This is a genomic window from Mesorhizobium sp. M6A.T.Cr.TU.016.01.1.1, assembly GCF_003952585.1.
In the GTDB taxonomy this organism is placed as follows: Bacteria; Pseudomonadota; Alphaproteobacteria; order Rhizobiales; family Rhizobiaceae; genus Mesorhizobium; species Mesorhizobium mediterraneum.
Genome location: NZ_CP034452.1, coordinates 3132520 through 3159153, shown reverse-complemented (window position 1 = coordinate 3159153; position 26634 = coordinate 3132520). Strand labels below are relative to the sequence as shown.

20 protein-coding genes are annotated in these 26634 nt (G+C 64.2%); 11 read left to right on the top strand and 9 right to left on the bottom strand.

Features of this window, described 5'->3' with window-relative positions; genetic code table 11:
* The first annotated feature begins 19 nt into the window (after positions 1-19).
* From EJ075_RS15240 to EJ075_RS15220, 5 genes are read left to right on the top strand one after another with little or no spacing between them, the layout of a single operon-like run.
* Positions 20-235: a hypothetical protein gene (locus EJ075_RS15240; RefSeq protein ID WP_126104905.1), complete on the top strand. Its 216-nt coding sequence runs from the start codon at positions 20-22 to the stop codon at positions 233-235.
* Positions 232-2325: a potassium-transporting ATPase subunit KdpB gene (kdpB, locus tag EJ075_RS15235; RefSeq protein WP_126104904.1), complete on the top strand. Its 2094-nt coding sequence runs from the start codon at positions 232-234 to the stop codon at positions 2323-2325. The genes EJ075_RS15240 and kdpB overlap by 4 nt, the downstream gene beginning before the upstream one ends.
* A 12-nt stretch (positions 2326-2337) precedes the next feature.
* On the top strand, positions 2338-2907 hold the full coding sequence (kdpC, locus tag EJ075_RS15230) for a potassium-transporting ATPase subunit KdpC (protein ID WP_126104903.1): 570 nt from the start codon (positions 2338-2340) through the stop codon (positions 2905-2907).
* Positions 2908-2959: 52 nt separating this feature from the next.
* On the top strand, positions 2960-5707 hold the full coding sequence (locus EJ075_RS15225) for a sensor histidine kinase KdpD (RefSeq protein WP_126104902.1): 2748 nt from the start codon (positions 2960-2962) through the stop codon (positions 5705-5707).
* A complete protein-coding gene (locus EJ075_RS15220; protein ID WP_095488435.1) occupies positions 5704-6396 on the top strand; it encodes a response regulator transcription factor in 693 nt (230 codons plus the stop codon). Before EJ075_RS15225 ends, EJ075_RS15220 begins: the two co-directional genes overlap by 4 nt.
* A gap of 22 nt (positions 6397-6418) precedes the next feature.
* Here EJ075_RS15220 and EJ075_RS15215 read toward each other — a convergent pair whose 3' ends face one another.
* Together EJ075_RS15215 and EJ075_RS15210 are read right to left on the bottom strand one after the other, a co-directional pair.
* The gene (locus EJ075_RS15215) at positions 6419-7000 is read right to left on the bottom strand and encodes an invasion associated locus B family protein (protein ID WP_095488433.1); all 582 of its coding nucleotides are present in this window, start codon (positions 6998-7000) and stop codon (positions 6419-6421) included.
* 34 nt (positions 7001-7034) lie between these two features.
* Positions 7035-15260 (bottom strand): autotransporter outer membrane beta-barrel domain-containing protein, encoded by an 8226-nt coding sequence (locus tag EJ075_RS15210; RefSeq protein ID WP_126104901.1) that lies wholly within the window; start codon positions 15258-15260, stop codon positions 7035-7037.
* Between the two features lie 320 nt (positions 15261-15580).
* Between EJ075_RS15210 and EJ075_RS15205 the strand changes: the two genes are divergently transcribed.
* Both EJ075_RS15205 and EJ075_RS15200 read left to right on the top strand, forming a co-directional pair.
* Positions 15581-15994: a hypothetical protein gene (locus tag EJ075_RS15205; RefSeq protein ID WP_337124228.1), complete on the top strand. Its 414-nt coding sequence runs from the start codon at positions 15581-15583 to the stop codon at positions 15992-15994.
* 133 nt (positions 15995-16127) lie between these two features.
* Positions 16128-16595 carry an NUDIX hydrolase gene (locus EJ075_RS15200; protein ID WP_126104900.1) on the top strand — a complete coding sequence of 156 codons (468 nt, stop codon included), beginning with the start codon at positions 16128-16130 and terminating at the stop codon, positions 16593-16595.
* 9 nt (positions 16596-16604) lie between these two features.
* Here the strand turns inward: EJ075_RS15200 and EJ075_RS15195 are convergent, their stop codons facing one another.
* The 5 genes from EJ075_RS15195 to EJ075_RS15175 all read right to left on the bottom strand — a co-directional run bounded on the left by EJ075_RS15195 (position 16605) and on the right by EJ075_RS15175 (position 21841).
* A complete protein-coding gene (locus EJ075_RS15195) occupies positions 16605-17456 on the bottom strand; it encodes a citryl-CoA lyase (RefSeq protein WP_126104899.1) in 852 nt (283 codons plus the stop codon).
* 13 nt (positions 17457-17469) lie between these two features.
* The gene (locus EJ075_RS15190; RefSeq protein ID WP_126104898.1) at positions 17470-18654 is read right to left on the bottom strand and encodes a CoA transferase; all 1185 of its coding nucleotides are present in this window, start codon (positions 18652-18654) and stop codon (positions 17470-17472) included.
* Positions 18655-18669: 15 nt separating this feature from the next.
* The gene (locus EJ075_RS15185) at positions 18670-20193 is read right to left on the bottom strand and encodes a tripartite tricarboxylate transporter permease (protein ID WP_126104897.1); all 1524 of its coding nucleotides are present in this window, start codon (positions 20191-20193) and stop codon (positions 18670-18672) included.
* Between the two features lie 4 nt (positions 20194-20197).
* Positions 20198-20734 carry a tripartite tricarboxylate transporter TctB family protein gene (locus EJ075_RS15180; RefSeq protein WP_126104896.1) on the bottom strand — a complete coding sequence of 179 codons (537 nt, stop codon included), beginning with the start codon at positions 20732-20734 and terminating at the stop codon, positions 20198-20200.
* Positions 20735-20863: 129 nt separating this feature from the next.
* Positions 20864-21841 (bottom strand): tripartite tricarboxylate transporter substrate-binding protein, encoded by a 978-nt coding sequence (locus tag EJ075_RS15175; RefSeq protein WP_095488421.1) that lies wholly within the window; start codon positions 21839-21841, stop codon positions 20864-20866.
* 207 nt (positions 21842-22048) lie between these two features.
* Between EJ075_RS15175 and EJ075_RS15170 the strand changes: the two genes are divergently transcribed.
* Positions 22049-22822 (top strand): IclR family transcriptional regulator, encoded by a 774-nt coding sequence (locus tag EJ075_RS15170; protein ID WP_126104895.1) that lies wholly within the window; start codon positions 22049-22051, stop codon positions 22820-22822.
* A gap of 49 nt (positions 22823-22871) precedes the next feature.
* Here EJ075_RS15170 and EJ075_RS15165 read toward each other — a convergent pair whose 3' ends face one another.
* Positions 22872-23411 (bottom strand): GNAT family N-acetyltransferase, encoded by a 540-nt coding sequence (locus EJ075_RS15165; protein WP_126104894.1) that lies wholly within the window; start codon positions 23409-23411, stop codon positions 22872-22874.
* A 231-nt stretch (positions 23412-23642) separates the two neighbouring features.
* On the opposite strand from EJ075_RS15165, the gene EJ075_RS15160 reads away from it, so the two are divergent.
* Complete coding sequence (locus tag EJ075_RS15160) at positions 23643-24098, top strand: DUF2214 family protein (protein WP_095488419.1); 456 nt, start codon at positions 23643-23645, stop codon at positions 24096-24098.
* Here EJ075_RS15160 and nth read toward each other — a convergent pair.
* Complete coding sequence (gene nth / locus EJ075_RS15155; RefSeq protein WP_126104893.1) at positions 24092-24895, bottom strand: endonuclease III; 804 nt, start codon at positions 24893-24895, stop codon at positions 24092-24094. The two genes, EJ075_RS15160 and nth, sit on opposite strands and share 7 nt — an antisense overlap.
* A gap of 22 nt (positions 24896-24917) precedes the next feature.
* Here nth and EJ075_RS15150 point away from each other — a divergent pair, with 22 nt between their 5' ends.
* Positions 24918-25412, top strand: a complete 495-nt coding sequence (locus EJ075_RS15150) for a DUF2244 domain-containing protein (protein WP_126104892.1) — start codon at positions 24918-24920, stop codon at positions 25410-25412.
* Positions 25413-25642: 230 nt separating this feature from the next.
* The gene (locus EJ075_RS15140) at positions 25643-26521 is read left to right on the top strand and encodes a methylated-DNA--[protein]-cysteine S-methyltransferase (RefSeq protein WP_126104891.1); all 879 of its coding nucleotides are present in this window, start codon (positions 25643-25645) and stop codon (positions 26519-26521) included.
* Positions 26522-26634: the final 113 nt, after the last annotated feature.

The window sequence follows — 26634 nt, the reverse complement described above, 5'->3', positions numbered from 1 at the left end:
CCCACCTTGGATCAATGTCATGTCCTGGTTCGAAACTATTCGTCGCAAGACCCGGCATCGCGCCGATCGGAAGGGGGAGGCAACCCCTCCTCCTTTCCCGACCATGTCCACCTTCCTTGGCATCGCGGCAGTCATGATCGTGATCTGGTTGCTGGCTTACGGGCTTCCGCATCTGCTTTCGGCATCCGATCGGTCGGTGCCATCCAACAACATCGACACTGGAGCCACCAAATGAGCCAGTCCAAATCCGCTGTTATCATGGATGCTCGTATCCTGTTGCCCGCCATCGGCGGCGCCTTCAGGAAGCTGAACCCGCGCACCTTGATGCGGAACCCGGTGATGTTCGTCGTCGCTGTCGTCTCGGCGCTCACGTCAGTCCTGTTCGTCAAGGATCTCGTCACCGGCGGCGGCGATCTCGGCTTCTCCCTGCAGATCATCATCTGGCTGTGGTTCACCGTGCTTTTCGCCAACTTCGCCGAAGCGGTCGCCGAAGGCCGAGGCAAGGCGCAGGCCGATTCGCTGCGCAAGGCGCGCACAGAGACTCAGGCCAAGCTGTTGACCGGCGACGACCGCACCAAATTCAAGCTGGTGCCCGGCACCAGCCTGAAGGTCGGCGACGCGGTGCTCGTCGAGGCCGGAGACATCATTCCGTCGGACGGCGAGGTGATCGAAGGCGTCGCTTCGGTCAACGAGGCGGCGATCACCGGCGAATCCGCCCCGGTCATTCGAGAATCCGGCGGCGACCGTTCCGCGGTGACCGGCGGCACTCAGGTGTTGTCCGACTGGATCCGCGTGCGCATCACCGCGGCCTCCGGCCATACGTTCCTTGATCGCATGATCTCGCTCGTCGAGGGCGCCGAGCGCCAGAAGACGCCCAACGAGATCGCGCTCAACATCCTGCTCGTCGGCATGACGCTGATCTTCGTGCTGGCGACGGCGACGATCCCGAGTTTCGCCTCCTATTCGGGCGGCTACATCTCGGTGACCGTGCTCGTCGCCCTGTTCGTGACCTTGATCCCGACGACGATCGGCGCGCTACTTTCGGCGATCGGCATCGCCGGAATGGATCGCCTGGTGCGGTTCAATGTATTGGCCATGTCGGGCCGCGCCGTCGAGGCGGCGGGCGATGTCGACACACTGCTGCTCGACAAGACCGGCACGATCACACTCGGCAATCGCCAGGCGACGGAATTTCGTCCGGTCAAAGGCGTCACCGAGCAGGAATTGGCCGACGCGGCGCAGCTCGCTTCGCTCGCTGACGAGACGCCGGAAGGCCGCTCCATCGTCGTGCTGGCCAAGGAGAAATACGCCATCCGCGCCCGCGACATGGCAACACTGCATGCCACTTTCGTGCCCTTCACCGCACAAACCCGCATGAGCGGCGTCGACATCGATGGCTCATCGGTTCGCAAGGGCGCGGTCGATTCCGTGCTCGCCCATGTCAATCAGTCGACCGTCGCCACCCATGCCACGCGCCCCAGCAGCGACACCGTCCGCGACCTGCAGGCAATCGCCGACGACATCGCCAAATCCGGCGGCACGCCGCTGGCGGTCGAGCGCGACGGCCGCCTGCTCGGCGTCGTCCATCTCAAGGACATCGTCAAGGGCGGCATCAGGGAACGGTTCGCCGAACTGCGCAAGATGGGCATCCGAACGGTGATGATCACCGGCGACAATCCGATGACGGCGGCGGCGATCGCGGCGGAAGCCGGCGTCGACGACTTCCTTGCCCAGGCGACGCCCGAGGATAAGCTGAAGCTGATCCGCGACGAACAGGCCAAGGGCAAGCTGGTCGCCATGTGCGGCGACGGCACCAATGATGCGCCCGCCCTTGCCCAGGCCGATGTCGGCGTTGCCATGAACACCGGCACGGTCGCCGCACGCGAAGCCGGCAACATGGTCGATCTCGACAGCGATCCCACCAAGCTGATCGAGATCGTCGAAATCGGCAAGGCGCTGCTGATGACGCGCGGTTCGCTGACGACCTTCTCGATCGCCAACGACGTGGCCAAATACTTCGCCATCATCCCGGCCATCTTCGCCGTCTTCTACATCGCGCCGGGGCAGACGTCAGGCCCGCTGCAGGCGCTCAACATCATGCATCTGGCAACGCCGCAGAGCGCCATTCTCTCGGCCATCATCTTCAACGCGCTGATCATCATCGCGCTGATCCCGCTGTCGCTGAGAGGCGTCAAGTATCGCGCCATCGGCGCCGGCGCGCTGCTCAGCCGCAACCTTCTTGTCTATGGCCTCGGCGGTATCATTGTCCCCTTCGTCGGCATCAAGGCGATCGACATGGCCATCACCGCGCTTGGCCTCGCATAAGGAATTACGTCCATGCTCAAGCAAATCAGACCCGCGATCGTCATGATCGTTTTCTTCACCGTGCTAACCGGCCTGATCTATCCGATCGGCATGACCGGCATTGCTCAAGCTGTGTTCCCGCGCCAGGCCAATGGCAGTCTGATCGAGAAAGACGGCAAGGTCATCGGTTCCGAACTGATCGGCCAGGCTTTTGCCAGCGACCGCTATTTCCACGGTCGCCTATCGGCCGCCGGCGACGGCTACAATGCCAGCGCTTCGAGCGGTTCGAATCTCGGTCCGACCAATCCCAAGCTGATCGACCGCATCAAGGGCGACGCCGACAGGCTGAAGGCAGAAAATCCGGACCAGCCGGTACCGATGGATCTGGTCACGACTTCAGGCAGCGGCCTCGATCCGCATATCAGCCCAGAAGCCGCCTATTTCCAGGTAGCCAGGGTAGCCAAGGCCAGGGGGATGGATGAAGCCGGGATCAAATCCCTCGTCGACAGCCATGTCGAGAACCGCGAGCTCGGTTTCATGGGAGAGCCGGTGGTCAATGTGCTGGCGCTCAATCTGGCACTGGACGAGGCCACCAAGCAATGAATGGTGGGCCGGGGATCGACACCATCCCCGGCGCCATTCATGATCGATTCTGATGCCGGACGACAGCCGCAACGAAACCAGACCCTCACCCGACGCGCTGCTTGATCATGCGGAGCGGGAGGCGCGCGGTCGCCTGCGAATATTCCTGGGCGCAGCGCCCGGTGTCGGCAAGACCTATGAAATGCTGATGTCGGGCCGTACAAGATTGGCCGACGGGGTCGACGTGGTGATCGGCGTCGTCGAAACGCACGGTCGCAAAGAAACCCAGGCGCTGGTCGACGGCTATGAGCTGATTCCCCGTCGTCAGGTCGACTACAAGGGGCGCATCCTCGAGGAGATGGACCTCGATGCCATCCTTGCCCGGCGTCCAGCGCTGGTCCTCGTCGATGAGCTTGCCCATACCAACGCGCAGGGCAGCCGCCATCCCAAGCGCTATCTCGACGTTCAGGAAATCCTGACGCACGGCATCGACGTCTATACGACGCTCAACATCCAGCATGTCGAAAGCCTGAACGATGTCGTGGCGCAGATCACCCGCGTCAGGGTACGCGAGACGGTCCCAGACTCTATCATAGACCAGGCTGACGACATCGAGATCATCGATCTCACTCCCGACGACCTGATCAAGCGGCTCGAGGAAGGCAAGGTCTATATCCCCAGCACCGCCCAGCGCGCCATCGAGAACTATTTCTCGCCGGGCAATCTGACGGCGCTTCGGGAACTGGCGCTCCGCCGCACCGCCCAGCGCGTCGACGAGCAGTTGCTGATCCACATGCAGGCCCACGCGATACCGGGGCCCTGGGCGGCCAGCGAACGTGTCCTGGTCTGGGTCGACGAGGATCCGCGCAGTGCGTCCCTTGTGCGCTATGCTCGCCGCCAGGCCGAGCGGCTGCGCGCATCATGGCTCGCGCTCTACGTCGAGACGCCGCGTTCGACGGGCCTGTCCGAGCAGGATCGCGACAGGCTAGCATCGACGCTTCGCCTTGCCGAACAATTGGGCGGCGCTGCCGTCACCATACCCGGCCAGGACGTCGCCGCCGACATTCTGCGCTACGCGGCCGCGAACAACGTCACCCACATCATCACTGGCAAGCCGCGCAAGCCGCGCTGGCGGCAATTGTTTGACGGCGCCGTCACCTATGATTTGATACGCGACGCGGGAAAGATCAGTGTCCATGTCGTCTCCGGCGACGTCCAGGCACAAGCGCAGCCGTCGCGCGGTATCACCCCGGCCCACCCGGCGCGTTTCGACATCAAGCCCTACGTGATCGTTACCGGCTACGTCGTCGCGGGGCTACTTTTCGGGCTGCTCTTGTCGCGTGTGCTCGACGTGCGAAACATCGCCCTAGTCTTCCTCATGGCGGTGCTGGTATCTGCGGTCACCGCGGGTCTGTGGCCTGCGATATTCGCTTCTGTTCTCAGCACCTTGGCCTTCAATTTCTTCTTTCTCGACCCGCTTTACACCTTCAACATCAGCGACACGGAAAGTGTCGTCGCGCTCGGCTTCCTCTTCTGCGTCGCGATCATCGCCAGCAATTTGACGGCACGAGTGCAGCGCCAGGCCGTGGCGGCACAGTCTCGCGCTCGCACCACCGAGGACCTTTATCTGTTCTCAAAGAAGTTAGCGGGAACTGCCACGCTCGATGACGTGCTTTGGGCGACTGCCTTCCAGATCGCCTCCATGCTGAAGCTGCGGGTCGTGCTGCTTCTGCCCGAAAACGGCTCGATCACCGTCAAGGCCGGCTATCCGCCCGACGACACGCTGGCCGAGGCCGACATCGCGGCCGCCCGTTGGGCCTGGGAACACAACCGCGCCGCGGGACGCGGCGCCGACACGCTGCCAGGGGCAAAACGCCTCTATCTCCCGCTGCGGACGGGGCGCACCGCCGTCGGTGTCGTCGGCCTCGACAACGACAAGCAAGGCCCGCTGCTGACGCCCGAGCAGCAGCGCCTGCTCGATGCGCTCGCCGACCAGGCGGCGGTCGCCATCGAGCGCATCCAGCTTGTCGCCGACGTCGACCGGGCCAAGCTCGCCGCCGAGGCGGACAGGCTGCGCTCTGCGCTGCTCACCTCCATTTCCCATGATTTGAAAACACCGCTTGCCGCCATCATGGGCGCGGCCGGCACGCTAAGGGAATTCGCGCCGGCACTTCCCGAACAGGACCGTGCGGACCTGCTTTCGACCGTGCTCGACGAATCGGAAAGGCTAAACCGCTTCATCGCCAATCTGCTCGACATGACCAAGATCGAATCCGGAGCGATGGAGCCGAACTACGCGTTCCACTATGTCGGCGATATTGTCGGCTCCGCGCTGTACCGAGCCAGGAAAATCATCGGCGAACACAAGACCGACATAGACATTCCCGCTGACCTGCCGATGCTGAGGCTTGACCCCGTCCTGTTCGAGCAGGTGCTGTTCAACCTCCTCGACAATGCCGCAAAATATGCGCCGCCTGGTTCGACGATCCGCTTGCAGGGCTGGCTCGACAATGGCTTCGTCATCCTGCAGATCATGGACGAGGGGCCGGGCATTCCGCCGGCCGATCTGCAACGCGTTTTCGACACATTCTACCGGGTGCGCAAGGGCGATCAGGTCCGTGCCGGCACCGGGCTCGGGCTGTCGATCTGCCGCGGCTTCATCGAAGCGATGGGCGGGACAATTTCGGCGGCCAGCAGGACCGACCGCTCGGGTGCGGTTTTCACCATCAGAATGCCGGTGCCGACGGAATTGCCCGCCGTGGACGACCCCAACGGCGATGACCAAAATGTGGGCGGCCCCGATCTGGATGATTTGGCATGACGAATCTGGACGTCAGGATATTGGTCGTCGATGACGAACCGCCGATCCGCAAGCTGCTTCGCGTCGGCCTTGGCAGCCAGGGCTATGCGATCAGCGAGGCGCCGAACGCCAAGGCGGCGATCGAGCTCATGGAGACGGAAAAACCGGACTTGATCCTGCTCGATCTCGGCCTGCCCGGCATGGGCGGCCACGAATTGCTGAGCAAATGGCGAGATGATGGCCTTGACGTCCCCGTGGTCATCCTCTCCAGCCGCACCGATGAGGCCGGCATCGTCTCGGCACTTGAACTGGGCGCCGACGACTATGTCACCAAGCCGTTCGGCATGAACGAGCTTGTCGCGCGCATTCGCGTGGCGCTTCGCCACAAATTACAGCAGCAGGGCGAGAAGCCTGTTTTCCACACTGGCGATCTCACGGTCGATCTGGTGAAACGGATCGTCACCGTCGAGGGCAGAGAGATAAAGCTCTCGCCGAAGGAATATGACATCCTCCGCATCCTCGTCCAGCACGCCGGCAGGGTTCTTACCCACCGGTTTCTGCTGAACCAGGTCTGGGGCGATTCGACCGACGTGCAGTATCTCAGGGTTTATGTGCGGCAGCTCCGGCAGAAGATCGAGAAAACGCCCGACCAGCCGCGCTACATCACCACCGAAACCGGCGTCGGATACCGCTTGCGAGAAGTTGACTGAATACAATCCGGGTGGACAACGCTCAGTCTGCCGAGAGTTCCGCGGTTCGGGCAAGCGCGCCGCTGAAGCCGGCCAACGAGATGGGAAAGCTGATCGGCTGGCCCGTATCGACCGCGACCGCGTTGATCTTCAAAATGGTGGCGGCCTTGAGCAGCGGCGTGATTTTCGCGTCGAATGTCACGGGAACCAGGCAACCGACGGCCTGACAGGTGCTGAACTGCAGGATGCCCTCCAGCTTCTTGTCGTCAACTTCGAGATTGATGCCCTTGGCCAGGGCCAGCCCGAACGGCAGCGCCAAGGTGCCGTCGGCTTGCTCTGCGGCCTTGGTCGCCAATTCTATCGCCAGAAGGCGCTGGCCGTTCTGCTTGTTGAACTGCTGATGCGACAGGCTGCATGCCTTGGTTTTGCCAATGATCTGGCAATTGACCGTCCAGTCGCCATGCGTCTCGGACAGGGCCGACGCGCCACCGGGCAGTTGCGGCGGCTTGGCCACGTCGGCCGGCACGGCTTTGTCGGTCTTGGTCTGGGCCAATGCCATTGCCGCCGGCAGGCCGGCGATGAAGGCGATGCCCAGCACAGCCGCGAAATACGCCCGCTTTCTCATGAAGACCCCCCTCTTGCCCTCCACCTCAAGCCAGCTAGAAGCTGACCTTGAGGGACGCGCTGACCGCGTTCTGTTTTACTGTTTCCCCGAAGGCGCCATTGTACCTGACGGCCATGCCGACGCCGTTCACGCCATTGAGTTCGAGGCCGGCACCGACGCGATAGAGCGGCGAATCGACCTCCTGTGTCAAGTGCAGCGCCGGATTGCCGGGCAGATCTTCCGCGGCCGCGAATTGGCCCTCGATCTCCCACTTCTTGTTCGAGAACTCCACGCCTGCCTTTCCGTAGACGCGAAGGCTGGCGATGTCGCTAAGCGCGATGTCGGTGCCGAGCTCGAGGCCTGGCGTCGCGGAATAATAGGTGTTGGAACTGTCGTCGAAATTGAAGGCGGCAACCGAACCCTCTTCCTTGCCGGAGACGCGAAGCCAGCGTGCATCGAATTGCAAGGTCGGCTGCAGGTAGAACGCGCCCATCTGCTGGGTCACGCCGAACCGTGCCGAGCCGCCGAACTGGGCGGTCCTTTGCGTATAGGTGACGCTGTTGCCGATGCCCTCGAGCAGCAGTTCCGGCAGATAGACGCCTTCGAGCGTTTCGCCGGGAATATAGCCGACCTGGTCGACATGCGTGTCGCGTTGGCCGTCGAACATGCCGGTGCCGCCGCCAACGGCGAAGTCGACGAAATAGTTCTTGTTCTCGTATTTCGCCAACGCGTAGGCCTGCCAGGATTCACCCTGGGTGGTCGACAGCAGATCCTGGTTGAAATGGGTCTCGGAATCGAACTCTGTCCGCCCGATCGTGCCGCCCAGCGACCAGTTTTGGTTGACCTCGCCAATGGCGCCGAACGACATCGTCTTCAACACATCGTCGCGGCTGGTCGTTCCCGCCCCGGCGTCCCGGTTGTAGTCGGCCTGCGGGCTGATCACGCCCCAGACGCAGCGCCCGTCGGGATTGCTGTATGCGGGAACGCCGGTGCATTCGCGCGCCGTTTCCAGCATGATGTCGGCCGAGCGGTTGACCATCTCGAACGCATGCACCGCGTAATGCGGCGTCAGTCGCGTCAGCGCTGCGCCGAGTGACGCCTCATCCGGCAGGAACCGCAGCATATTGATCAGCCGCGCCATCGGATTGTCCGGGCTCGACGACGCCTCGACATCGTCGAGATACTGCGCCATCTCCAACACGCCCGGGTCGTTGGTGCCGGAGTTGGGCTCCTGCGCCAGTTCCAGGAAGGTCGGATTGTCGGCGTAGAGAACGAGATCGGTGCCGTCGTCCACCCTGGTCAGGAAATTGAAGCCGACCGCCGGATGCAAGGTCGTCGGCGTGATGCCGGAATCGACCATCGAGGAGCCCTTCGCCAGCAGATATTCGGTAAACAGCTTGTCGATCGACAGGAAGTTGAGCGGCGCCTCGCCGTTGAAGTCGCCGGCGCCGGTCAAGGCAAGGGCGTCGGTGATCTGATTGTTGAGATCGACGTCGGTGACGAAATCGCCGGTGGCCATTTGGGTGAAGCCGCCGGTCACATCAACTGTCTCCACGACCGCGATACCCTTGTTGGTCATCAGGCCGTCGTTGAGGAAGGTGCCGCCGCCGAGGTCGATGGTCTTGAGGCCGACCATCGAGGAATTGGCGAAGTTGTGGAAACCGTTTATGCCGCCGCCGAGATCGATATTGCCGATAACGCGGCCAAGCGTGCTGGCTGTCCTTTGATTGTTGACCAGATCGTTGCCCGAGGTGCCGGTGATCGACAACGGGCTGAAATCGTCCAGCAGCGATTCCAGGATCGCCTTCTTCGGGGCAACGGGTCCACCGGCCGCAAGCTCCTGGAGGTATTCGGCCAGGTCTGCCTCATTCTGGAAAGAAAAGGATCCCGTCAGCCCCATCGCATAAGTCAGGCTGTTATTGTTCAGCGTATTGTTCTGACCGCCGACCAGCATCGCCGCCACGCCGGTGCCGCCGCCGCCTATCGCATACTGGCCTTTCAGGTCCAAGCTGATGTTGCCCTTCAATCCGCTGGCCGTGCTTTCGGCATAGGCCGCGACCGAGTCGGCACCCTGCGCGAACAGGCTGCCCTCTGCGATCAAATCGACGGCGCCGGAATTGCCCTGGCCCGTGGCGCTCTGCCCGAACAGCGCGTAGGAGCTTGCGCCCTTGACCCAGACCTGGCTCATCGCCGTCGCAGCGGCAGCGGCTGCGTCGCCGATGCCGCCCTGAGAACCGGCAGCCGATTGGCCCATCGCCAGTGAGGCCATGCCACCAGCGCCACCACCGCCGCCGACGGCTTGCGCGATAATGCCATGGGCGCGGTCGCCGTCCGTCTCGATCTCACCGTCCTGGATGATGGTGACCTTGCCGCCGGTGCCCTTGGTGCCGCCAGGGGTGTTGAAGCCGATGGCGTTCGGGCCGCCGCCATCGTCGTCGGCGCCGAAACGGCCAAAGCCGGCGCCACCGAAGCCGCCGCCGCCGCCGACCGATTGCGCGATGATGGCAATCGAATCCTTGCCCGTCGTCGTGATCGTGCCGGTGCGGATCACGGTGACGTCGCCACCATCGCCGCCATTGCCGCCGAGCCCGCCAATGGCGAGCGCATTCGAGCTCTTGCCCTTGGCGTCGCCACCATAGCCGCCACCGCCACCGACGGATTGCGCGACGACACCATGCGCGCGCTCACCATGGGTGATGATCGCACCTGAGATGGTGACGTCCACCGCGCCGCCATTGCCACCATTGCCGCCGAAGCCGCCAAGTTGCAGCGCAATCGAGTTGTCTCCAGCCGTGTCTGCCGACACGGTGCCGCCATAGCCGCCGCCGCCGCCAATCGACTGCGCGAAGATGCCAATCGCGCCGTCCTTGGTGGTTTCGATGACGCCGTCATTGTTGACGATGACATGGCCGCCATTAGCGCCGTCGCCGCTCGGCAGCGAAACCGCGCCGCCGATCGACATGTCGGCTGTCGAGGCGCTGGCCGCGGCGCCTGATGCGCCGCCGCCGCCGCCGACCGACTGGGCGAAGATGCCGTGCGACAGATAGCCGGTGGTCTGGATCAGGCCATGATTGTCGACCGTCACGTCGCCGCCGCGACTGCCTGCGCCGCCGATGCCGCCGATCGACAAATTGACCGCCACCGACTCGGCCTCGCCGGTTTCGGTCGAGCCGCTGCCGGCCGCACCGCCGCCACCGCCGATCGACTGCGCGAAGACGCCATAGGAATTGTCGCCCTGGGTGATGATGGTTCCGGTCGTATTGTTGATGACATGGACGAACTTGCCGATGCCGCCATTGCCGCCAAGGCCGCCAAGAGCCGCCGAAATGGAAACAGAGGCGTCGGCGGATGTCGAACCGGCCGCGCCGCCGACACCGCCACTGCCGCCGATCGACTGCGCCATGACGCCGTGCGAATTGGCCTTGTCCGTCAGGACAATTCCGCTGTTGGTGACATGGACCTCGCCGCCATCGCCGCCGCCGGCGCCAAGACCGCCCATCGAGAACTTGACGTCCACGGTGCCGCCGTCGCTGCCCGTGCTCTTGCCGGCGCCGCCGGCGCCGCCGCCACCACCGATCGACTGCGCGAAAATGCCGATGGAATTTTCCTGCCTGGTCCAGATCAGGCCGGTGGACTGATTGGTGACCTCGACGAGCTTGCCTTCGCCGGCGCTGCCGCCGAAGCCGGCTATCGCGCCGCCGATCGCGTATTCGGCTTTGGCACCGGCCGACGCAGAGCCGCCGACGCCGCCGCCGCCGCCGATGGAGCTGGCGCTGATGCCGTAGGAGAACGCGCCGTCGGTGATGATCCAGTTGCTGTTGGTGACCGACACTTCGCCGCCGTCGCCGGCCGTGCCACCCGGGAGAGACAGGGCCACGCCGATCGAAACGGTCGTCTCGCCGTTGTCGCCGGCACCACCACCGACGTCCTCGTCGGAAGCTGAAGCCGCGCCAGACGCGCCGCCGCCGCCGCCGACCGCCATCGCCATGATACCGGACGAACCGAAGCCCTGCGTGGTGATGAGGCCGGAATTGATGACGGTCACCTTTCTGGCTTCGCTGGCGCCGCCGCCATGTCCAGCCAAGCCCATATTCACGTTGACGCTGGTCTGGCTGCTGCCGCCGATATTGTAGGACTTGGCGGTGCTGGAGCCGCCAATGCCGCCGCCGCCGCCGATCGACTGGGCGATGATGCCCGACGAGAAGGCGCCGGTGGTGGTCAGCGTGCCCGAATTGATGACGTCGACTGTGTTGCCGTAGCTGCCGGTGCCGCCGCCGCCACCCATGGCGAAATTCGCCGCGACATTGACACCGCTGCCGCCGCCGACATTGGCCGATCCGCCGGTGCTGGTGCCGCCATTGCCACCGCCGCCGCCGATCGACTGCGCAACGATCGCGCTGCTGGAATCGCCGGTGGTCGTTACGGACATCGCATTGGTCACATGGACGTCACCGGCGAAATCGCCATTGCCGCCGCCGCCGCCGATATTGACGGTGGCGCTCACCGTCACATTGTTGCCGTAGCCGCCGGCGCCACCGAACGTATCACCGGCGTTGCCGCCACCACCGCCGATCGACTGAGCCATGATGCCAACGGCCTGGAAGCCCTGGGTTTCGATCCTGCCGCCGCCGGCAAGCCCGGTCTCGACGCGGACCGTCTTGCCCTCGCCACCGCCGCCACCGCCGCCGCCCACGCCGACGCCGAGATTGACCGCCACGCCGTTGCTGACGGCACCCGCAATCGAGGTCGTGCGGCCACCATTGCCGCCGCCGCCGCCGATCGATTGCGCCACGATGCCGCCCGAACCCGTGGCATCGGTAAGTGAAATGAGGTTGCCGTCCGCCTTGAGCGTGACAGCGCCGCCAGAGCCGCCATTGCCACCGCCGCCGCCGACGCTGACCGCTACGGCGGCGGATGCATAGAGACCGGCACTGAACGCGCCGGAGAACGCTTTGCCGCCATTGCCGCCGCCGCCGCCGATCGCCTGTGCCAGAATAGCCTTGGATTCCGCGCCGCTGACCGTGATGTCGCCGGTATGCGTGACGTTGACCGCCATCGCGTCCCTGCCAACGCCGCCGTCGCCGCCGACCGCCACGCCGACGCCGACAAAGGCGCCGACGGACACCGCACCGGCGCTGCCGCCATTGCCGCCGCCACCGCCGACCGACTGGGCGAGTATGCCGTGTGACAGGTCGCCTGTGGTGGTGATCCTGGCGTTGCTGATGACTTCGACCTCGCCGCCATTACCGCCGCCGCCGCCATGGCCGCCGACACCAACCGCGGTAAACAGACCGCCTGCTCCGGCAAAACCGCCGTCGCCGCCGCCGCCGCCGATCGACTGCGCCAGCAAGCCAACCGAGAGGTCGTCTGCGGTGGAAAGTTCTCCCGTGTTGCGAACTGTGACCTTCTGGCTCGAGCCGCCGGCAGCGCCGGCACCGCCGATGGCCAGCGACGGACCACCAATGGCGATCGAGAAGCCACCCGATCCACCGCCGCCGCCGACCGACTGCGCCAGGATCGCATGCGACTGCACGCCCTCGGTGGCGATCCTGGCGCCATTGGTCACATCGACCGTCTTGCCGCCGCCGCCGCCCGCGCCCTTGCCGGCTATGCTGACATTAAGGGCAAAGCTGCCGGCGACACTGCCGCCGCCAGTGCCGCCGCCACCGCCGACCGACTGGGCGATGATGCCGGTCGAACGGTCCTCGATCGTGTGGATGGAGCCGCTGTCGACAGTGACCCTGACCGTGCCGGCTTCGCCGGCCGCGCCGCCCTGGCCGCCTACGCCGACCGCCGCGCCCGCCGACAGATTGAAGGAAAAGCCGCCATTGCCGCCGCCGCCGCCGATCGACTGCACGACAAGGCCTGCCGAATCGGCCTGATGAGTGGTGATCGTGGTTGTCGCGGATCTATATTCCGCAGCATTGGCATCGCCACCGCCGGCGCCATTGCCGCCGATGCCGACTGTGAGGCCAAGGCCGACACCAATGACGCCGCCGCCATTGCCGCCACCACCGCCGATCGACTGCACGATGATGCCGGCCGAGCGCTGCTCCCACGTTTCCACGGACCCGTTATAGGTCGCATCGACCGCCAGGCCCCGGCCTGCCGCGCCGGCGCCGCCGCCGATGCCCAGATTGGCGATGGCGCCAAACGTTCCGACAAATCCGCCATTGCCGCCGCCGCCGCCCACCGACTGCACGATCAGGCCGGCGGAATCGGTGCCATGCGTGATGATCGATTGGCCGCCGCCAGCAGTGCGGAAGAACACCTGGCCGCCGTCACCGCCCCCACTGCCCCTGCCGCCGACTCCGACACTAACCCCCAGGCTGCCTGCAACGACGAAGCCGCCATTGCCGCCACCGCCGCCAAGCGATTGCGCGATGATACCGGCCGAACGTGCCTGGCTGGTTTCGACCGTGCCGCCGGTCGTCATATCGACTTTCTTGCCGATGCCGCCCGCGCCTGCGTTGCCACCCACGCCGACCGCAACGACGCCCGCGCCACCTAGGGCAAATCCGCCATTGCCGCCGCCGCCGCCGACCGATTGCACCAGGATGCCGATAGAATCGGCGCCGCTTGTCGTGACATGCGAATTGCCGATGTTGTAGTTGACCTCGTCGCCGTCGCCCGCGGCGCTGCCGCTGCCGCCGATCGAAACCGAAGCGATGCCCCCGGCGGCGAAGCTGCCGCCGCCATTGCCGCCGCCGCCGCCCACCGACTGGGCAAGGATGCCGATCGCTGAGCTGCCATGCGTGCTGACCGTCGCACCGGCGCCAGCCTGATTGACGTTGACGATCCCGCCATTGCCGCCTGTGCCACCGCCGCCGCCGATGGCAACCGCCGCGATCGCACCGACCGACAGCGCGAAGCCGCCATTGCCGCCACCACCGCCGACCGACTGGGCGAGCACGCCATGCGCGCCGTCGCCGCTGCCATCGAAGCCGGTGATTATCTCGCCGCCGACATTGGCGGTCACCGTTCCCGCAGTGCCGCCGCCAGCGCCAATGCCGCCAACAGACACGATGCCGGCTGCGCCACCGCCGTCACCGCCACCACCCCCGATCGATTCCACCAACATGCCGATCGCACCAATGCCGTTGGTCGTGATCCTGTTGGTATTGGTCGCCGTGGCGTTTCCACCGTTGTTGCCATCGGCGCCGGCTCCACCGCCGCCGAACAGACCGAAAGCACCGCCGCCACTGCCGCCGGCGCCGCCGACGGATTGCACGACCAGGCCGGAGGCGAAGTCGCCATGGGTCGTTATCTCACCGGAATTTTCACCCGAAGCATTGCCGCCGCTGGTGGGTGAGCCGCCATTGCTGCCGGATCCGACAAAAATCGAAGACGATTGATTTCCGTCGCCGCCGCGGCCACCGGCGGAGCGGACAATCATGCCATATGAAAATCGACCGCCTGTGGTGATCTGCCCGGCGTTGCTGCCGTTCGCGGTGCCGGCACTGCCGCCATTGCCGCCTTCGCCGGCATTTGCATAACCGGCGGAGACGGCGTTACCACCAGTGCCGCCATTGCCACCGCTGGCGTCTACGATGATGCCGAACGAGTTTTCACCGGTCGTTTCGATGATGCTCGAGGCTGTGGCGGTTGCACTGGCGTTGCCGCCGGCGCCGCCATGGCCAGCGTCACCTTCATCCGCGAAAACGAGACCGCCGCTTCCGCCGCCATCACCGCCCTGACCGCCGGTGGCTGTCGCAACCATGCCGTGATGAAAATTGCCCTCCGTGAACAGGCTGGCGGTGTTGGTGGCACTGGCGCTTCCGGCGTTGCCGCCATTGCCGCCCTCGCCACCATTGCCTACGAGCAACAGAAAGCCGTATCCGCCATTGCCGCCATTGCCGCCGTCCGCCGTGACATCATAGGCGCTAACATGGGGCAGAGCCGGCGCAGGCACGCTCTGGTCGGTGTTGTTGACATGCACTGCGTTGCCGCCCGCGCCGCCATTGCCGCCGTCGCCGTCATAGCCGCTGCCGTTGCCTCCATTGCCTCCATTTTGATTGATGAGGACTTGCGCATGAACGACATCTGTCGAAACGGGAAGGAGCCCTGCCAAGGCCGTGGCGCCGAGCAGCAGCGCCAGGCGATTTGGCAGAATGGCCCGGCCGGGCAAAATGCGCCGGTTCTCGCCGCACGCGGCTTGCGGCGCGGGTCCGGCTTTCTTGCTCGATCTGATATCGACAGGGCGTTCCGTCGAAACGGCCTTATTGCCGATGACGGTCCGCCGCACGGAATCCGACACGGAGAGCCTTGAGAACAAAGCCATGCACTACCCCCTAGAGTGCGACGTTCCCAATCCCTACTTGGATCCGCCGCTGCCGCCACATCTACTCAGGCAGTAAAAAATGCTGGATATTCGTAATAGAACTCAACGCATTAAGGCCAGCGCTCCCAATTCGTTGTGAAGCGCTGGCTTGATTAGAATACATTAACTTCTGCCCAATGGAATTCGAATTGTTGAACTTGCGCTTGATGGAATCGAAGTGTTGCGTGAAGGACACTGGCCAAAACGTCTGACGTTTCATAGTCGTCATATGACGGCAATGCTTCAATCGGCCTGCCGAAATATTAGAGATTACGAATATAATGTCCTGGCGGCAGGCGCATCGATTCCACTACGATCGGGGCCTTGGCGATGGCATCGCCACGCAGACATCCTATATTAGGAGGGTGTCTCCTCCGCGCGGGAATGAACGGATGTCGCAGTCTCGTCTTTCAACGATTTTCACGTCGGCATTGCTGGCAACAGCGATCTTGCCGGGCGCAAGTCCGGCCGCCTTGGCACAGGTCCTCAACCCCGCCGACCGCAACGCGCTGGTCCGGCAAAACGAATTGCAGGTGCTCGAGAACAGGCTGCGGCGCCAGCAATATCAGCAGCAGCAACAGCAGTTCCGTGCCCAGGATCGCGAGGTCGCGCCGCAACGGCCAGATGTGCAGCAGATGCAGCCTACGTGCCAGTTGCGACGGTCGGGCAGCCGCTTTATCAGCACCTGCCGCTGATGAGCCGGTACTTTTCATTTATTTAGCCGACTTATAGCCTTGAACACCGCTCTACTTGAAGTAGCATCGAAGGCGGTTTTGATTTCGCAACGTGCCTTTGTGCTTGGGCACTGCCCTGATTGGATCGTCGGGAATGGCAGCCACCAAGAAGAAGGCCGTACGCAAGGCAAGGAAGGGGGAGCGGGTCCGTCAGGTCGCGGCTATTCCTTTTCGGCTGAGCGAACACGGGGACGTTGAGGTGATGCTGGTCACCTCGATATCGACAAGGCGCTTTATCGTGCCCAAGGGCTGGCCGATGAAGGGCAAGAGTGGGCGCAAGGCCGCCACCATCGAAGCGCAGGAGGAAGCCGGCGTCCTCGGCAAGACGCTGAAGCAGCCGGCCGGCACCTATTCCTACTGGAAGCGGCTGACAAACCGCTTCGTTCGCGTCGACGTCACCGTCTATCTGCTGGCGGTGACCGAGGAGCTGCCCAACTGGCAGGAAGCCAACAGACGGCAGCGAGCATGGCTGACGCCGGAAGACGCAGCAGTGCTTATCGACGAGCCCGACCTTTCAACGCTGCTGAAGAACTTGAAGGTTCCCCAACCTGCGCCCGCTTGAACCGGGGCCTCATTTGGAATCGTCGTCTCCCTGAGGGAAAGGCCGGACCGGCGTGCCGGCATAGGCCCACAACCATTCGCGCGGCAGCGGCCCCTTGTTGCGGTCGCTCTGCTGCGACTGCTCCCACGCATGCGCCAGAATGCCGACCGAGCGCGACAGCACGAAAAGGCCGCGCGTCAGCGGCGGCGGAAAGCCGAGCTCGCCATAGATGACGGCGGTGGCGCCGTCGATGTTGAGCGGGATTTTCTTGCCCTTGCGCCGCGCGACCTCGGCCTCAACAGCCTCGGCGATGTCGGCGAAACGTCCGCTGATGATGCCGCGCGCGGCAAAATCTCGGGTCAACTCGATGAGGCGCGGCGCCCGCGGATCGACCGGATGGAAGCGATGGCCAAGCCCCGGCACATAGGATTTTTCTTCGGCAAAGAAGCGATCAAGCCGCGCCGTGACAGCATCGGCAAGCGTCATGCCTCCGTCCAGTGCCGCGGCGATGTCGCCGTAGAAGGCAAGCGCCTGCTCGCCAGCGCCGCCATGCACGTCGCCAAGGACGTTGATGGCTGAGGCCATGGCGCTATTGATGCCGACGCCGCAGGTAGCCGCCATCCGGGCAATGGCGATCGACGGCGCCTGCGGGCCGTGGTCGACGGCGGCACCGAGCGCGACGCCGAGCAGCGCCGCCTGCTCCTCACCAGGCAGTTCGCCGCGCAGCATCAGCCAGATCATCGCCGGAAAGCTGACGCGGCCGATCAGATCCTGGATCTCGTAGCCGCGCAGCCGAATCACGCCGGGGCGCATTTCGATGATATCGGTCTGCCACCATTCCTCGCCGCGCTCGCGGCCGGTTTTTTTCCCAACGTTGCTCATGGTCTCGCGTCGCTCATGCCCGCGCTCTCGTTTTTGCCCGGGGCGGCAAGCCGGCAAACACCTCGTCCGTATGCTCGCCCAGCGTTGGCGGCGGCTTGGTCGGCAAGGGTGCTGTGCCATCGACCATGAACCCGCCGCGCACGACGGTCAGCGGCCGGTCGATGTTCGGCATGCCATCGAAACGGGTGGTCATGTCGCGCCCGATCACTTGCTGCTCCGCCAGCACCTGCGGGATCGTCAGCACCCTGCCCGCCGGCACGCCTTCGCGATTGAGCGTCTCCTCCCAGGCCGCGGCCGAGCCGCTCGCCAGGGCATCCTCGATCAGCGCCTTCAAGGCGATGCGGTTGCGCTTGCGCGTCTCGCGCTCGGCAAAGCGCGGGTCCGACGCCAGATCGGGCAGCCCGATCAGCCGGCAGAGCGCCACGAATTGCTCCTGCTTGTTGGCAGCGATGTTGAGCAAGCCATCGCCGGTGCGAAACGTTCCAGAAGGTGCCGCCGTCATGTTCTCATTGCCCATCGGCTGCGGCTCGACATCAGCCGTCAGATAGTTGGAGACCGGCCAGCCCAGTGCGGAAAGCGTGCATTCGAGCATCGACACGTCGAGAAAAGCGCCTTCGCCTGTCGTCTTCTGCTTCACAAGTGCAGCAGTGATGGCAAAGGCACCAACCAGCCCGCCCAACGTGTCGGCAACGGGATAGCCGACACGCAGCGGCGCGGTCTCCGGCGTGCCGGTGATACTCATGATGCCGGACAGTCCCTGTATGATCTGGTCGTAGGCCGGATTGTCGCGCATCGGCCCGGTCTGTCCAAAACCCGAAATCGCGCAATATACCAGGCTGGGGCGGACCTCTTTCAGCTTCTTGTAGCCAAGCCCCAGCCGGTCCATCACGCCGGGGCGGAAATTCTCGACCAGAGCGTCGGCGGAGGCGACCAGATCGAGGAAGCGTTCGCGATCGGCCTCTTTTTTGAGATCAAGCACCACCGATCGTTTGCCCGCGTTCTGCGCCAGGAACGAAGCGCCCATTCCGGCACTGTTGAGTTCCGGCGAGCCGCCGAGCTGGCGCGCCAGATCGCCGCCTTGCGGCGCCTCGACCTTGATCACGTCCGCCCCGAGTAGCGCGAGCTGATAGGCGCAGTAAGGACCTGCCAGAACATTGGTCAGGTCGAGGACGCGGACACCGGACAGCAGATCGGTCATGATGTCACAAACAGGTCAGGCATCGCCCGGCACATGCTCCGGCCCACGCGTGCGCCTGCGCTCGACGTAGGCCCAGATATGCGGCCCAATCAGCCCGATGAACGCCAGCGTCAGCAGTGTCAGCGACAGCGGATGCTTGTAGAACACCGACCAGTCGCCATTCGAGATGGTCATCGCCCGGCGGAACTGCGCTTCGGCGAGCGGCCAGAGGATCATGCCGATGATGACCGGCGCCGTCGGGAAATCGAAGCGCCGCATCAGGAATCCGGCCCCGCCGAGCAGATAGAGGATGACGAGGTCGGTCGGCGACTGAGAAATGCCGTAGGTGCCGACCGTGGCGAACACCAGGATGCCGGCATAGAGCTGCGGCGCCGGGATTTTCAGCAGCCGCACCCACAGACCGATCAGCGGCAGGTTGAGGATGACGAGGATGACATTGGCGATGAACAGGCTGGCGATCAGCCCCCAGACCAGATTGGCCTGCGTCATGAACAGCATCGGCCCGGGATTGATGCCATAGCTCTGGAAGGCCGACAGCATGATCGCGGCCGTCGCCGAGGTCGGCAGGCCGAGCGTCAGCATCGGCACCAGCACGCCGGCAGCCGATGCGTTGTTGGCGGCTTCCGGTCCGGCAACGCCTTCGATGGCGCCGACCGTGCCGAACTCCTCCTTGTGTTTGGAGAGCTTCTTCTCGATCGCATAGGACAGGAACGTCGGGATCTCGGCGCCGCCGGCCGGCAAGGCGCCGATCGGGAAACCGAGCAGGGTGCCGCGCAGCCAAGCCTTCCACGAGCGTGCCCATTCGGCGGCGGTCATGTAGAGCGATCCCCTCAGCGGCACGATCTCGTCCTTGCCGGCATAGCGGCGCGAGGCCATGTAGAGCGTCTCGCCGACCGCAAAGAGGCCGACGGCGACGACGATCACGTCGACGCCGTCGAGCAACTGGCTCATGCCGAAGGTGAAGCGCGGCTGGCCGGTCTGCAGGTCGACGCCGACTAGGCCGATGACGAAGCCGACGAACAGGCTCGTGAGGCCACGCACCGACGACGAGCCGAGCACCGCCGAAACCGTGATGAACGCCAGCACCATCAGCGAAAAATATTCGGCCGGGCCGAAAGACAGCGCGAATTTGACCACGACCGGGGCCAGGAAGGCGACGCCCAGCGTGCCGAGCGTGCCGGCGACGAAGGAGCCGATCGCCGAGGTGGCAAGCGCCGCGCCGCCGCGGCCGGAACGGGCCATCCTGTTGCCTTCCAGCGCGGTGACGATGGTAGCACTTTCGCCCGGCGTGTTGAGCAGGATCGATGTCGTCGAACCGCCATACATGGCGCCGTAATAGATGCCGGCAAACAGGATGAAGGACGCTTCCGGCGCCACCTGATAGGTGATCGGCAAAAGCAGGGCGATGGTCAGCGCCGGTCCGAGGCCGGGCAGCACGCCGATCGCGGTCCCCAGCGTCGTGCCGAGCAGGCACCACATGAGATTGACCGGCGTAAAAGCGACCGAAAATCCATGCGCGAGATGGCCAAGCGTTTCCATGGCGTCACGCCCTCAACAAACGGATAGCCGAATCGAGAACCGTGTTCAGCTGGTTCTCGATGAAGCCGGCGCCGATATTGACGCCGAGAGCCCTGGCGAAGCCGAAATAGGCGGCAAGCGCCAGGATAAGGCCGAGCATCACATCACGCAGCGGATGTCTGCTGCCGAACCCATGGCAGATGAGAACGAACATGATCACCGAGGCCGCGGTAAAGCCAAGCGGCTGGATCAGCACAAGGTTCGCGACCAGCCCGACGGCGACGATGCCCATCGCCTTCCAGTCGGTCGGCGTTTCCTTTTCTTCGTCCGGTTGCCAGCCGCCCCGCAGGGCGGCGACAATCAGCAAGAGGGAGAGGATCGTCATGCCAACCATGGTGATGTAGGGAAAGACGGTCGGGCCGACCTTGGAGTAGAGCGGCGACACAGGAATCGATAGCGTCTGCCAGGCTACCGCGCCGGCGCAAGCGAGAAGCCCGATGCCGATCAGCAATTCGGGCGCGGCAAGGCGCGGCCGCGCCGCCTGCTGGTCGCTGGTGCTCATGATCGTCCTCCCTGGATAGCCGGTCTCCCACAGCCGACCTCACCGCAGTTTCACCCGCGCTGGATCGTATGTCCATGCGGCTGGCGAACATCGGAAAGGGGCGACGCAGGCCACCCCCTTCCGAGGGTATCAGGCAAGGCCGAGGTCCTTGAGGATGGCCGCGATCCTGGTCGTGTCTTCGGCGAGAAATTTCGCATAGTCGTCGCCGGTGAGCAGGATTTGCGTCCAGTTGCGGTTCTTGCATTCGGTGGCCCAGGCATCGCTTTTGGCCATGGTCTCGACCAGCGTGATCATCGCCGCCTTATCGGCGTCGGAAACGCCCGGCGGTGCGAAGACGCCGCGCCAGTTGAACAGTTCGACATCGATGCCGGCTTCCTTCAGCGTCGGTGCGTCGATGCCTTCCTGTGGCTTGTCCGCGGAAATGGCGAGCAGCCGAAGCGCGCCTGCCTTGACCTGTTCGGAGAACTCACCATAGCCGGAGATACCGGCCGCGACCTGGTTGCCGAGAAGCGCCGACAGCGCCTCGCCGCCGCCGGCGAACGGCACATAGGAGAGGTTGGCTGCCGGAACACCGGCCGTCTTCGCGATAAGGCCGAACAATATGTGGTCCGAGCCGCCGGCCGAACCGCCAGCCACCGGGACCTTGGTCGGATCGGCTTTGAGGGCGGCGACGAAATCCGCTGCTGTCTTGAACGGCGAGGCCGCCGGCACCACAAGCGCCTCGAACTCGCCGGTGAGGCGGGCGATCGGCGTGACTTCGGTGAGATTATTGGCCGATTTGTTGGCGATGATGGCGCCAACCATGACCATGCCGGCAACCATCAGCGAATTGCCCTTGCCGTTCCACTGGCTGATGAACTGCGGAAGGCCGACCGTGCCGCCGGCGCCGCCGACATTGGTGATCTGCGAACCGGAGATCAGCTTCTCACTGCGCAGCACCTGGTCCATCGTGCGCGCCGTCTGGTCCCAGCCGCCGCCGGGGGCTGCCGGCACGAAGATCTGGATCTGCGGTGCATCCTGCGCGAAAGCGGGCGAGAGATGCAACGCCGCGAAACCGGCGGCGCCGGCAGCAGCGGTGCTCATTAAAAATCTGCGTCTGTTCAGCATGGGGATTCCTCCAATCACGACACCTCCTCCGGTGCCTGCCAGCAACGTAGCCTGAATTCAGACCCGCTCGACAAAAATTCATGCAGTCTTTGCCTAGTTCTGTCAACAGGAACGGCGTTCTACTAGACAGAACTGATTACGTGCGGCACAATTGTCCCGATCGGCCCTTCTGTCCAAACGGGGGAACGGAACGACGTGGTCAAGCAGATGACCGTAACACAATCCAAGCCTGCCTCGACCGCCGGCGTTGCCGCGCTCGATCGTGCGATTGCCATCCTCGATGCTTTCGCCACCGCCGACCGGTCGCTCAGCCTAGCCGAAATCGCGGCGCGGACAGGCCTCTATAAGAGCACCATCCTGAGGTTGGCGAAATCGTTGCTGCGCGGGCAGTTGTTGGAGCGTCTCGACGACGGCCGCTACCGTGTTGGCCCTGCCGCCTTCCGGCTGGGCGCCCTATACCAGCGTTCGGTCGTGGCGATCGACATCCTGCTGCCGATCATGCGCGATCTGGCCGAGCGAAGTTGGGAAAGCGTCGCTTTCTATGTCCGCTCGGGCGACGTGCGGACCTGTCTCTACCGCATCGAGTCCAAGCATCCCATCCGCTACACCATACGGGAGGGCGACGTGCTGCCCTTGCTGGCCGGTTCGGGCGGCCGTGTCCTCGCGGCGTTTTCCGGTCAGCAGGACGAGCCTTACGAGACGATCCGCAAGACCTACCACTGTTTGTCGGTCGGCGATCGCGACCCCGAGACGGCGGGCGTCTCGGCACCGGTGTTCGGGCCAGGGCATACCTTGCTCGGTGCATTGACGCTTTCCGGCCCGAGCACGCGCGTCGACGCGGCCTTTCTCCAGCGCATGAAAAAACCTTTGCTCGAGGCGGCCGCGCGCGCCACCCGCGCTTTCGGCGAAGACGCCTCAATGCTCGAACAGGCTGCCCGCAAGGCCGAAGTGGAAGGCCCGGTGCTGAAGCGAAAGGCGTAGAAAGCCTCGATTCGACCTGACCGCAACCACGGAATGACAGGCAGCACTCTCAACACTGCCGTTCCAGCAGTATCGTCGCATTGTCGTGATAAATGGTCCGCAACACCTCCCTGTAGCCGCATTTTGCCGCGACGTTCAGCGAACCGGTGTTTTCCGGATCGATGATGCAGACAGTCCTTGCGCGCCCGAATGCCTCGTCGCCCCAGGCGAGAACCCGTCCGACGACTTCGCTGGCGAACCCTTGGCCGTGTGCGCTGGAGACCAGTGCCCAACCGGCTTCCGGAACGCCTTCGATCGACGGCACGATATCGCGCTTCAGATCGTGAAAGCCGGCCTCGCCGATGAAGCGGCCGGTCGCCTTGTCCTCAATCGCCCAGAAGCCGTAGCCCAGCAGCGACCACAGGCCGGCATGACGCAGGAAGCGCATCCAGCTTTCCTCCCGCGTGCGCGGCTTGCCGCCAATGAAGCGGGTGACGGCCGGATCGGCCCACATGGCGACATAGGCGTCGAAATCATCGAGCCGGTGCGGCCGCAGCACGGTGCGCGGGGTTTCAATGACGGGAGCGACGAGCGCCTGTGGATTACCCATGTGTCATGCCTTCGGTTGCGGTTGCCTGTGTGCTTAGTGCATGTCGCCCAAGACTGCTCGGCGGTTTTGGGGATAACGACATGCGACAGAGATCCAAATCGCCTGCACCAAACAAGAGCCAAAGCCTGTGCAGATCATCTTCCAGCCCAATGTGAATCCTGCCCAGCGGTGCTACTTTTCACCAGCAGCTGATTCAGCGTCCGCTGTGCCATCCGACGGAGGGAAAAGGGCATGGATACCACCGACCTTCTGCTTGCCATCTTTCATCATCTGCTGGTGTTTTCACTGGCAGGCATCATCGGCGCCGAATTTGTCCTGATCCGCGGCGATCTGCCCGCCGCGACGCTCCGGCGGCTTGTCGGCATCGATCGCCACTATGGCATCATCGCCATGCTGATCATCATCGTCGGTATCGCCCGCGTCATCTACGGCCTGAAGGGTTGGGAGTTTTACGTCTACAACTGGGTGTTCTGGGCAAAGATGGCGACCTTCGTCATCGTCGGCCTGTTGTCGATCGTCCCGACGGTCCGCTTCGGCTCCTGGAGCAGGCAGGCCTCGGCCAGCCCCGGCTTCCAGGTGCCTGCTGCGCAACTTGCATCCGTTCGAACTTATGTCCGCGCCGAAGCGTTCATCTTCCTGCTGATCCCGGTCTTCGCGGCGGCGATGGCGCGCGGCTACGGCTACTGAATTTCGCCTACCGGTTCGAGTGGGGCGATCTCGACCAGCGGCGCCGGCACATCGGTCGTCTTTTCCTCGGCCTTGCAGATGTCGGCGATGACACAGACCGGACAATCCGGCTTGCGCGCCTTGCAGACATAGCGGCCATGCAGGATCAGCCAGTGATGCGCGTGGCGCATGTATTCGTCCGGGATGATCCTCAACAGCCCCTGCTCGACCTGTTCCGGCGTCTTGCCGGGCGCCAGCCCGAGCCGGTTGCCGATGCGCAGGATATGCGTATCCACCGCCATCGTATGCTGGCCGAAGGCCATGTTGAGCACGACGTTGGCGGTCTTGCGGCCGACGCCCGGCAGCTTGACCAGTTGGTCGCGGTCGTCAGGCACCTCGCCGTGATGGTCGCGGATCAGCGCTTCCGACAGCGCAATGACGTTCTTGGCCTTGTTGCGCCAAAGCCCAATGGTGCGGATATAATCGCCGACCTTGGCCTCGCCGAGCGCCAGCATCTTTTGCGGCGTGTCGGCGACCTTGAACAGCGCCCGCGTCGCCTTGTTGACGCCGACATCGGTCGCCTGTGCCGAAAGCACCACCGCCACCAGCAGCGTGAAGGCGTTGATGTGTTCGAGCTCGCCCTTCGGCTCGGGCCGCTGAACGGAAAAGCGTCGGAAAATCTCGTGCACCTCGGCCGGGCTGTAAAGCGAATGGGACCGCACCGGCCGGGCACGCGGCTTGGCGTTCGAGCCGTCGCGTCGGCCGGGGGGCAGTTGATTTTCGAGCGTGGAGGAGTTTTTGGACTTGGGGTTCGTCATCCCCTTCCTATAATATCCCGCCATGAGCGACACAAACGCCTCATTTCAGGCCGACGAGCCATTCTTCGAGGCGTTGCTGATACCGCATCGGTCGCTCGGCAAAACCGGCTTTGCCATCCTGATGGGCGCTCTGCTGTTCGGCTCGTTGGTCACCGGAGCGTTTTTCCTGTCGCGCGGCGCCTGGCCGGTGTTCGGCTTCCTCGGTCTCGACGTCCTCGCCGTCTACATCGCCTTTCGCGCCAATTATCGTGCCGCCCGCGCCCGCGAGGAGGTGTCGGTCTCACGCACCAGTCTCGATATCCGCAAGACGGCGCCGTCAGGCAAATCGGAAGCGCATCGCTTCAATCCATTCTGGGCGCGTTTTTCGGTCGCCCGGCACGCCGAGATCGGCATCACCAGGATGGCGGTGGAAGCACAAGGTCAGAATGTGCCGATCGGCGGCTTCCTCAATCCCGACGACCGGGAGAGCTTTGCCACTGCTTTTTCAAGGGCACTGGCGACCGCGAAGGCGCGTTAAAACCGCCACCTCAACATCCCGCCGATCTTGCGGCGACCGGCTCTCCAACGCCTTGCCATACACGGTAATCAGCAACGTCTCCTTCTCCTTGGTGAGATGCACCTTTTCGCCAGCCATCATCGGCTCCTTTCCCGAAGCCAACTCTATCTGGGGATGTGCGGAAAGAAGGCAAGTTTCGGGTGGTGATCGGCGCCGCGAAGGACGATATTCGCGCTCAAGGAGATAGTCCCATGAACGCACAGACAGCTATTCTGAAGAAAGACATCACACCCGAAGGCGGTGACTACGAAGTTGTTCGGCGCGCGATCGAGAAGATCAGCCTTGACTACCGCGACCAGCCGTCGCTCGAAATACTGGCCGAGGAAGTTGGCGAGACGCCGACCGGCCTGCAGAAGCTCTTCACCCGCTGGGCCGGCCTGTCGCCCAAGGCCTTCCTCCAGGCCGTCACGCTCGACCATGCGCGCAAACTGCTCGATTCCGGCATGCCGCTGCTCGAGGCTTCTTTCGAGGTCGGCATGTCAGGTCCCGGACGGTTGCACGACCTTTTCGTCACCCACGAGGCGATGTCGCCGGGCGACTACAAGACGCGCGGCGCCGGGCTGACGATCCGCTACGGCTATCATATCTCGCCCTTCGGCATCGCCCTGATCATGGTCACCGACCGCGGGCTTGCCGGCCTCGCCTTCAACGATGCCGGCGGCGAGCGTGCGGCCTTCGCCGACATGTCCAGCCGCTGGCCGAACGCAAACTATGTCGAGGACATGGCTGCGACCGCGCCCTATGCCGCGCGCATCTTCGATCCGGCGCTGTGGCGCGCCGACCAGCCGCTGCGCGTCGTCATGATCGGCACCGACTTCCAGGTTCGCGTCTGGGAAGCCCTGCTGCGCATCCCGATGGGCAAGGCCTGCACCTATTCCTCGATCGCCGCCCGCATCGGCGCACCGAGCGCCAGCCGGGCGGTGGGTGCCGCAGTCGGCGCCAATCCGATGTCGTTTGTGGTGCCGTGTCACCGGGCTCTCGGCAAGTCCGGCGCGCTCACCGGCTACCACTGGGGCCTGACTCGCAAACGCGCCATCCTTGGCTGGGAAGCGGGACAGGTCGCGCCTTGAAATAGTTCACGGCCTCGTGCGCTGATACCCGAACAGACCTTGCGACACCGGCGAGACGCTTTCGCCGGTGTTTTTCGTTAACCCGCGAAATGACTGCCCGCTCTGGAAAGCAG

Coding starts and splice junctions, on each gene's coding strand:
- EJ075_RS15240 (WP_126104905.1), top strand. CDS start 20: ATGTCCTGGTTCGAAACTATTCGTCGCAAGACCCGGCATCGCGCCGAT.
- kdpB (WP_126104904.1), top strand. CDS start 232: ATGAGCCAGTCCAAATCCGCTGTTATCATGGATGCTCGTATCCTGTTG.
- kdpC (WP_126104903.1), top strand. CDS start 2,338: ATGCTCAAGCAAATCAGACCCGCGATCGTCATGATCGTTTTCTTCACC.
- EJ075_RS15225 (WP_126104902.1), top strand. CDS start 2,960: ATGCCGGACGACAGCCGCAACGAAACCAGACCCTCACCCGACGCGCTG.
- EJ075_RS15220 (WP_095488435.1), top strand. CDS start 5,704: ATGACGAATCTGGACGTCAGGATATTGGTCGTCGATGACGAACCGCCG.
- EJ075_RS15215 (WP_095488433.1), bottom strand. CDS start 7,000: ATGAGAAAGCGGGCGTATTTCGCGGCTGTGCTGGGCATCGCCTTCATC.
- EJ075_RS15210 (WP_126104901.1), bottom strand. CDS start 15,260: ATGGCTTTGTTCTCAAGGCTCTCCGTGTCGGATTCCGTGCGGCGGACC.
- EJ075_RS15205 (WP_337124228.1), top strand. CDS start 15,581: ATGTCCTGGCGGCAGGCGCATCGATTCCACTACGATCGGGGCCTTGGC.
- EJ075_RS15200 (WP_126104900.1), top strand. CDS start 16,128: ATGGCAGCCACCAAGAAGAAGGCCGTACGCAAGGCAAGGAAGGGGGAG.
- EJ075_RS15195 (WP_126104899.1), bottom strand. CDS start 17,456: ATGAGCAACGTTGGGAAAAAAACCGGCCGCGAGCGCGGCGAGGAATGG.
- EJ075_RS15190 (WP_126104898.1), bottom strand. CDS start 18,654: ATGACCGATCTGCTGTCCGGTGTCCGCGTCCTCGACCTGACCAATGTT.
- EJ075_RS15185 (WP_126104897.1), bottom strand. CDS start 20,193: ATGGAAACGCTTGGCCATCTCGCGCATGGATTTTCGGTCGCTTTTACG.
- EJ075_RS15180 (WP_126104896.1), bottom strand. CDS start 20,734: ATGAGCACCAGCGACCAGCAGGCGGCGCGGCCGCGCCTTGCCGCGCCC.
- EJ075_RS15175 (WP_095488421.1), bottom strand. CDS start 21,841: ATGCTGAACAGACGCAGATTTTTAATGAGCACCGCTGCTGCCGGCGCC.
- EJ075_RS15170 (WP_126104895.1), top strand. CDS start 22,049: ATGACCGTAACACAATCCAAGCCTGCCTCGACCGCCGGCGTTGCCGCG.
- EJ075_RS15165 (WP_126104894.1), bottom strand. CDS start 23,411: ATGGGTAATCCACAGGCGCTCGTCGCTCCCGTCATTGAAACCCCGCGC.
- EJ075_RS15160 (WP_095488419.1), top strand. CDS start 23,643: ATGGATACCACCGACCTTCTGCTTGCCATCTTTCATCATCTGCTGGTG.
- nth (WP_126104893.1), bottom strand. CDS start 24,895: ATGACGAACCCCAAGTCCAAAAACTCCTCCACGCTCGAAAATCAACTG.
- EJ075_RS15150 (WP_126104892.1), top strand. CDS start 24,918: ATGAGCGACACAAACGCCTCATTTCAGGCCGACGAGCCATTCTTCGAG.
- EJ075_RS15140 (WP_126104891.1), top strand. CDS start 25,643: ATGAACGCACAGACAGCTATTCTGAAGAAAGACATCACACCCGAAGGC.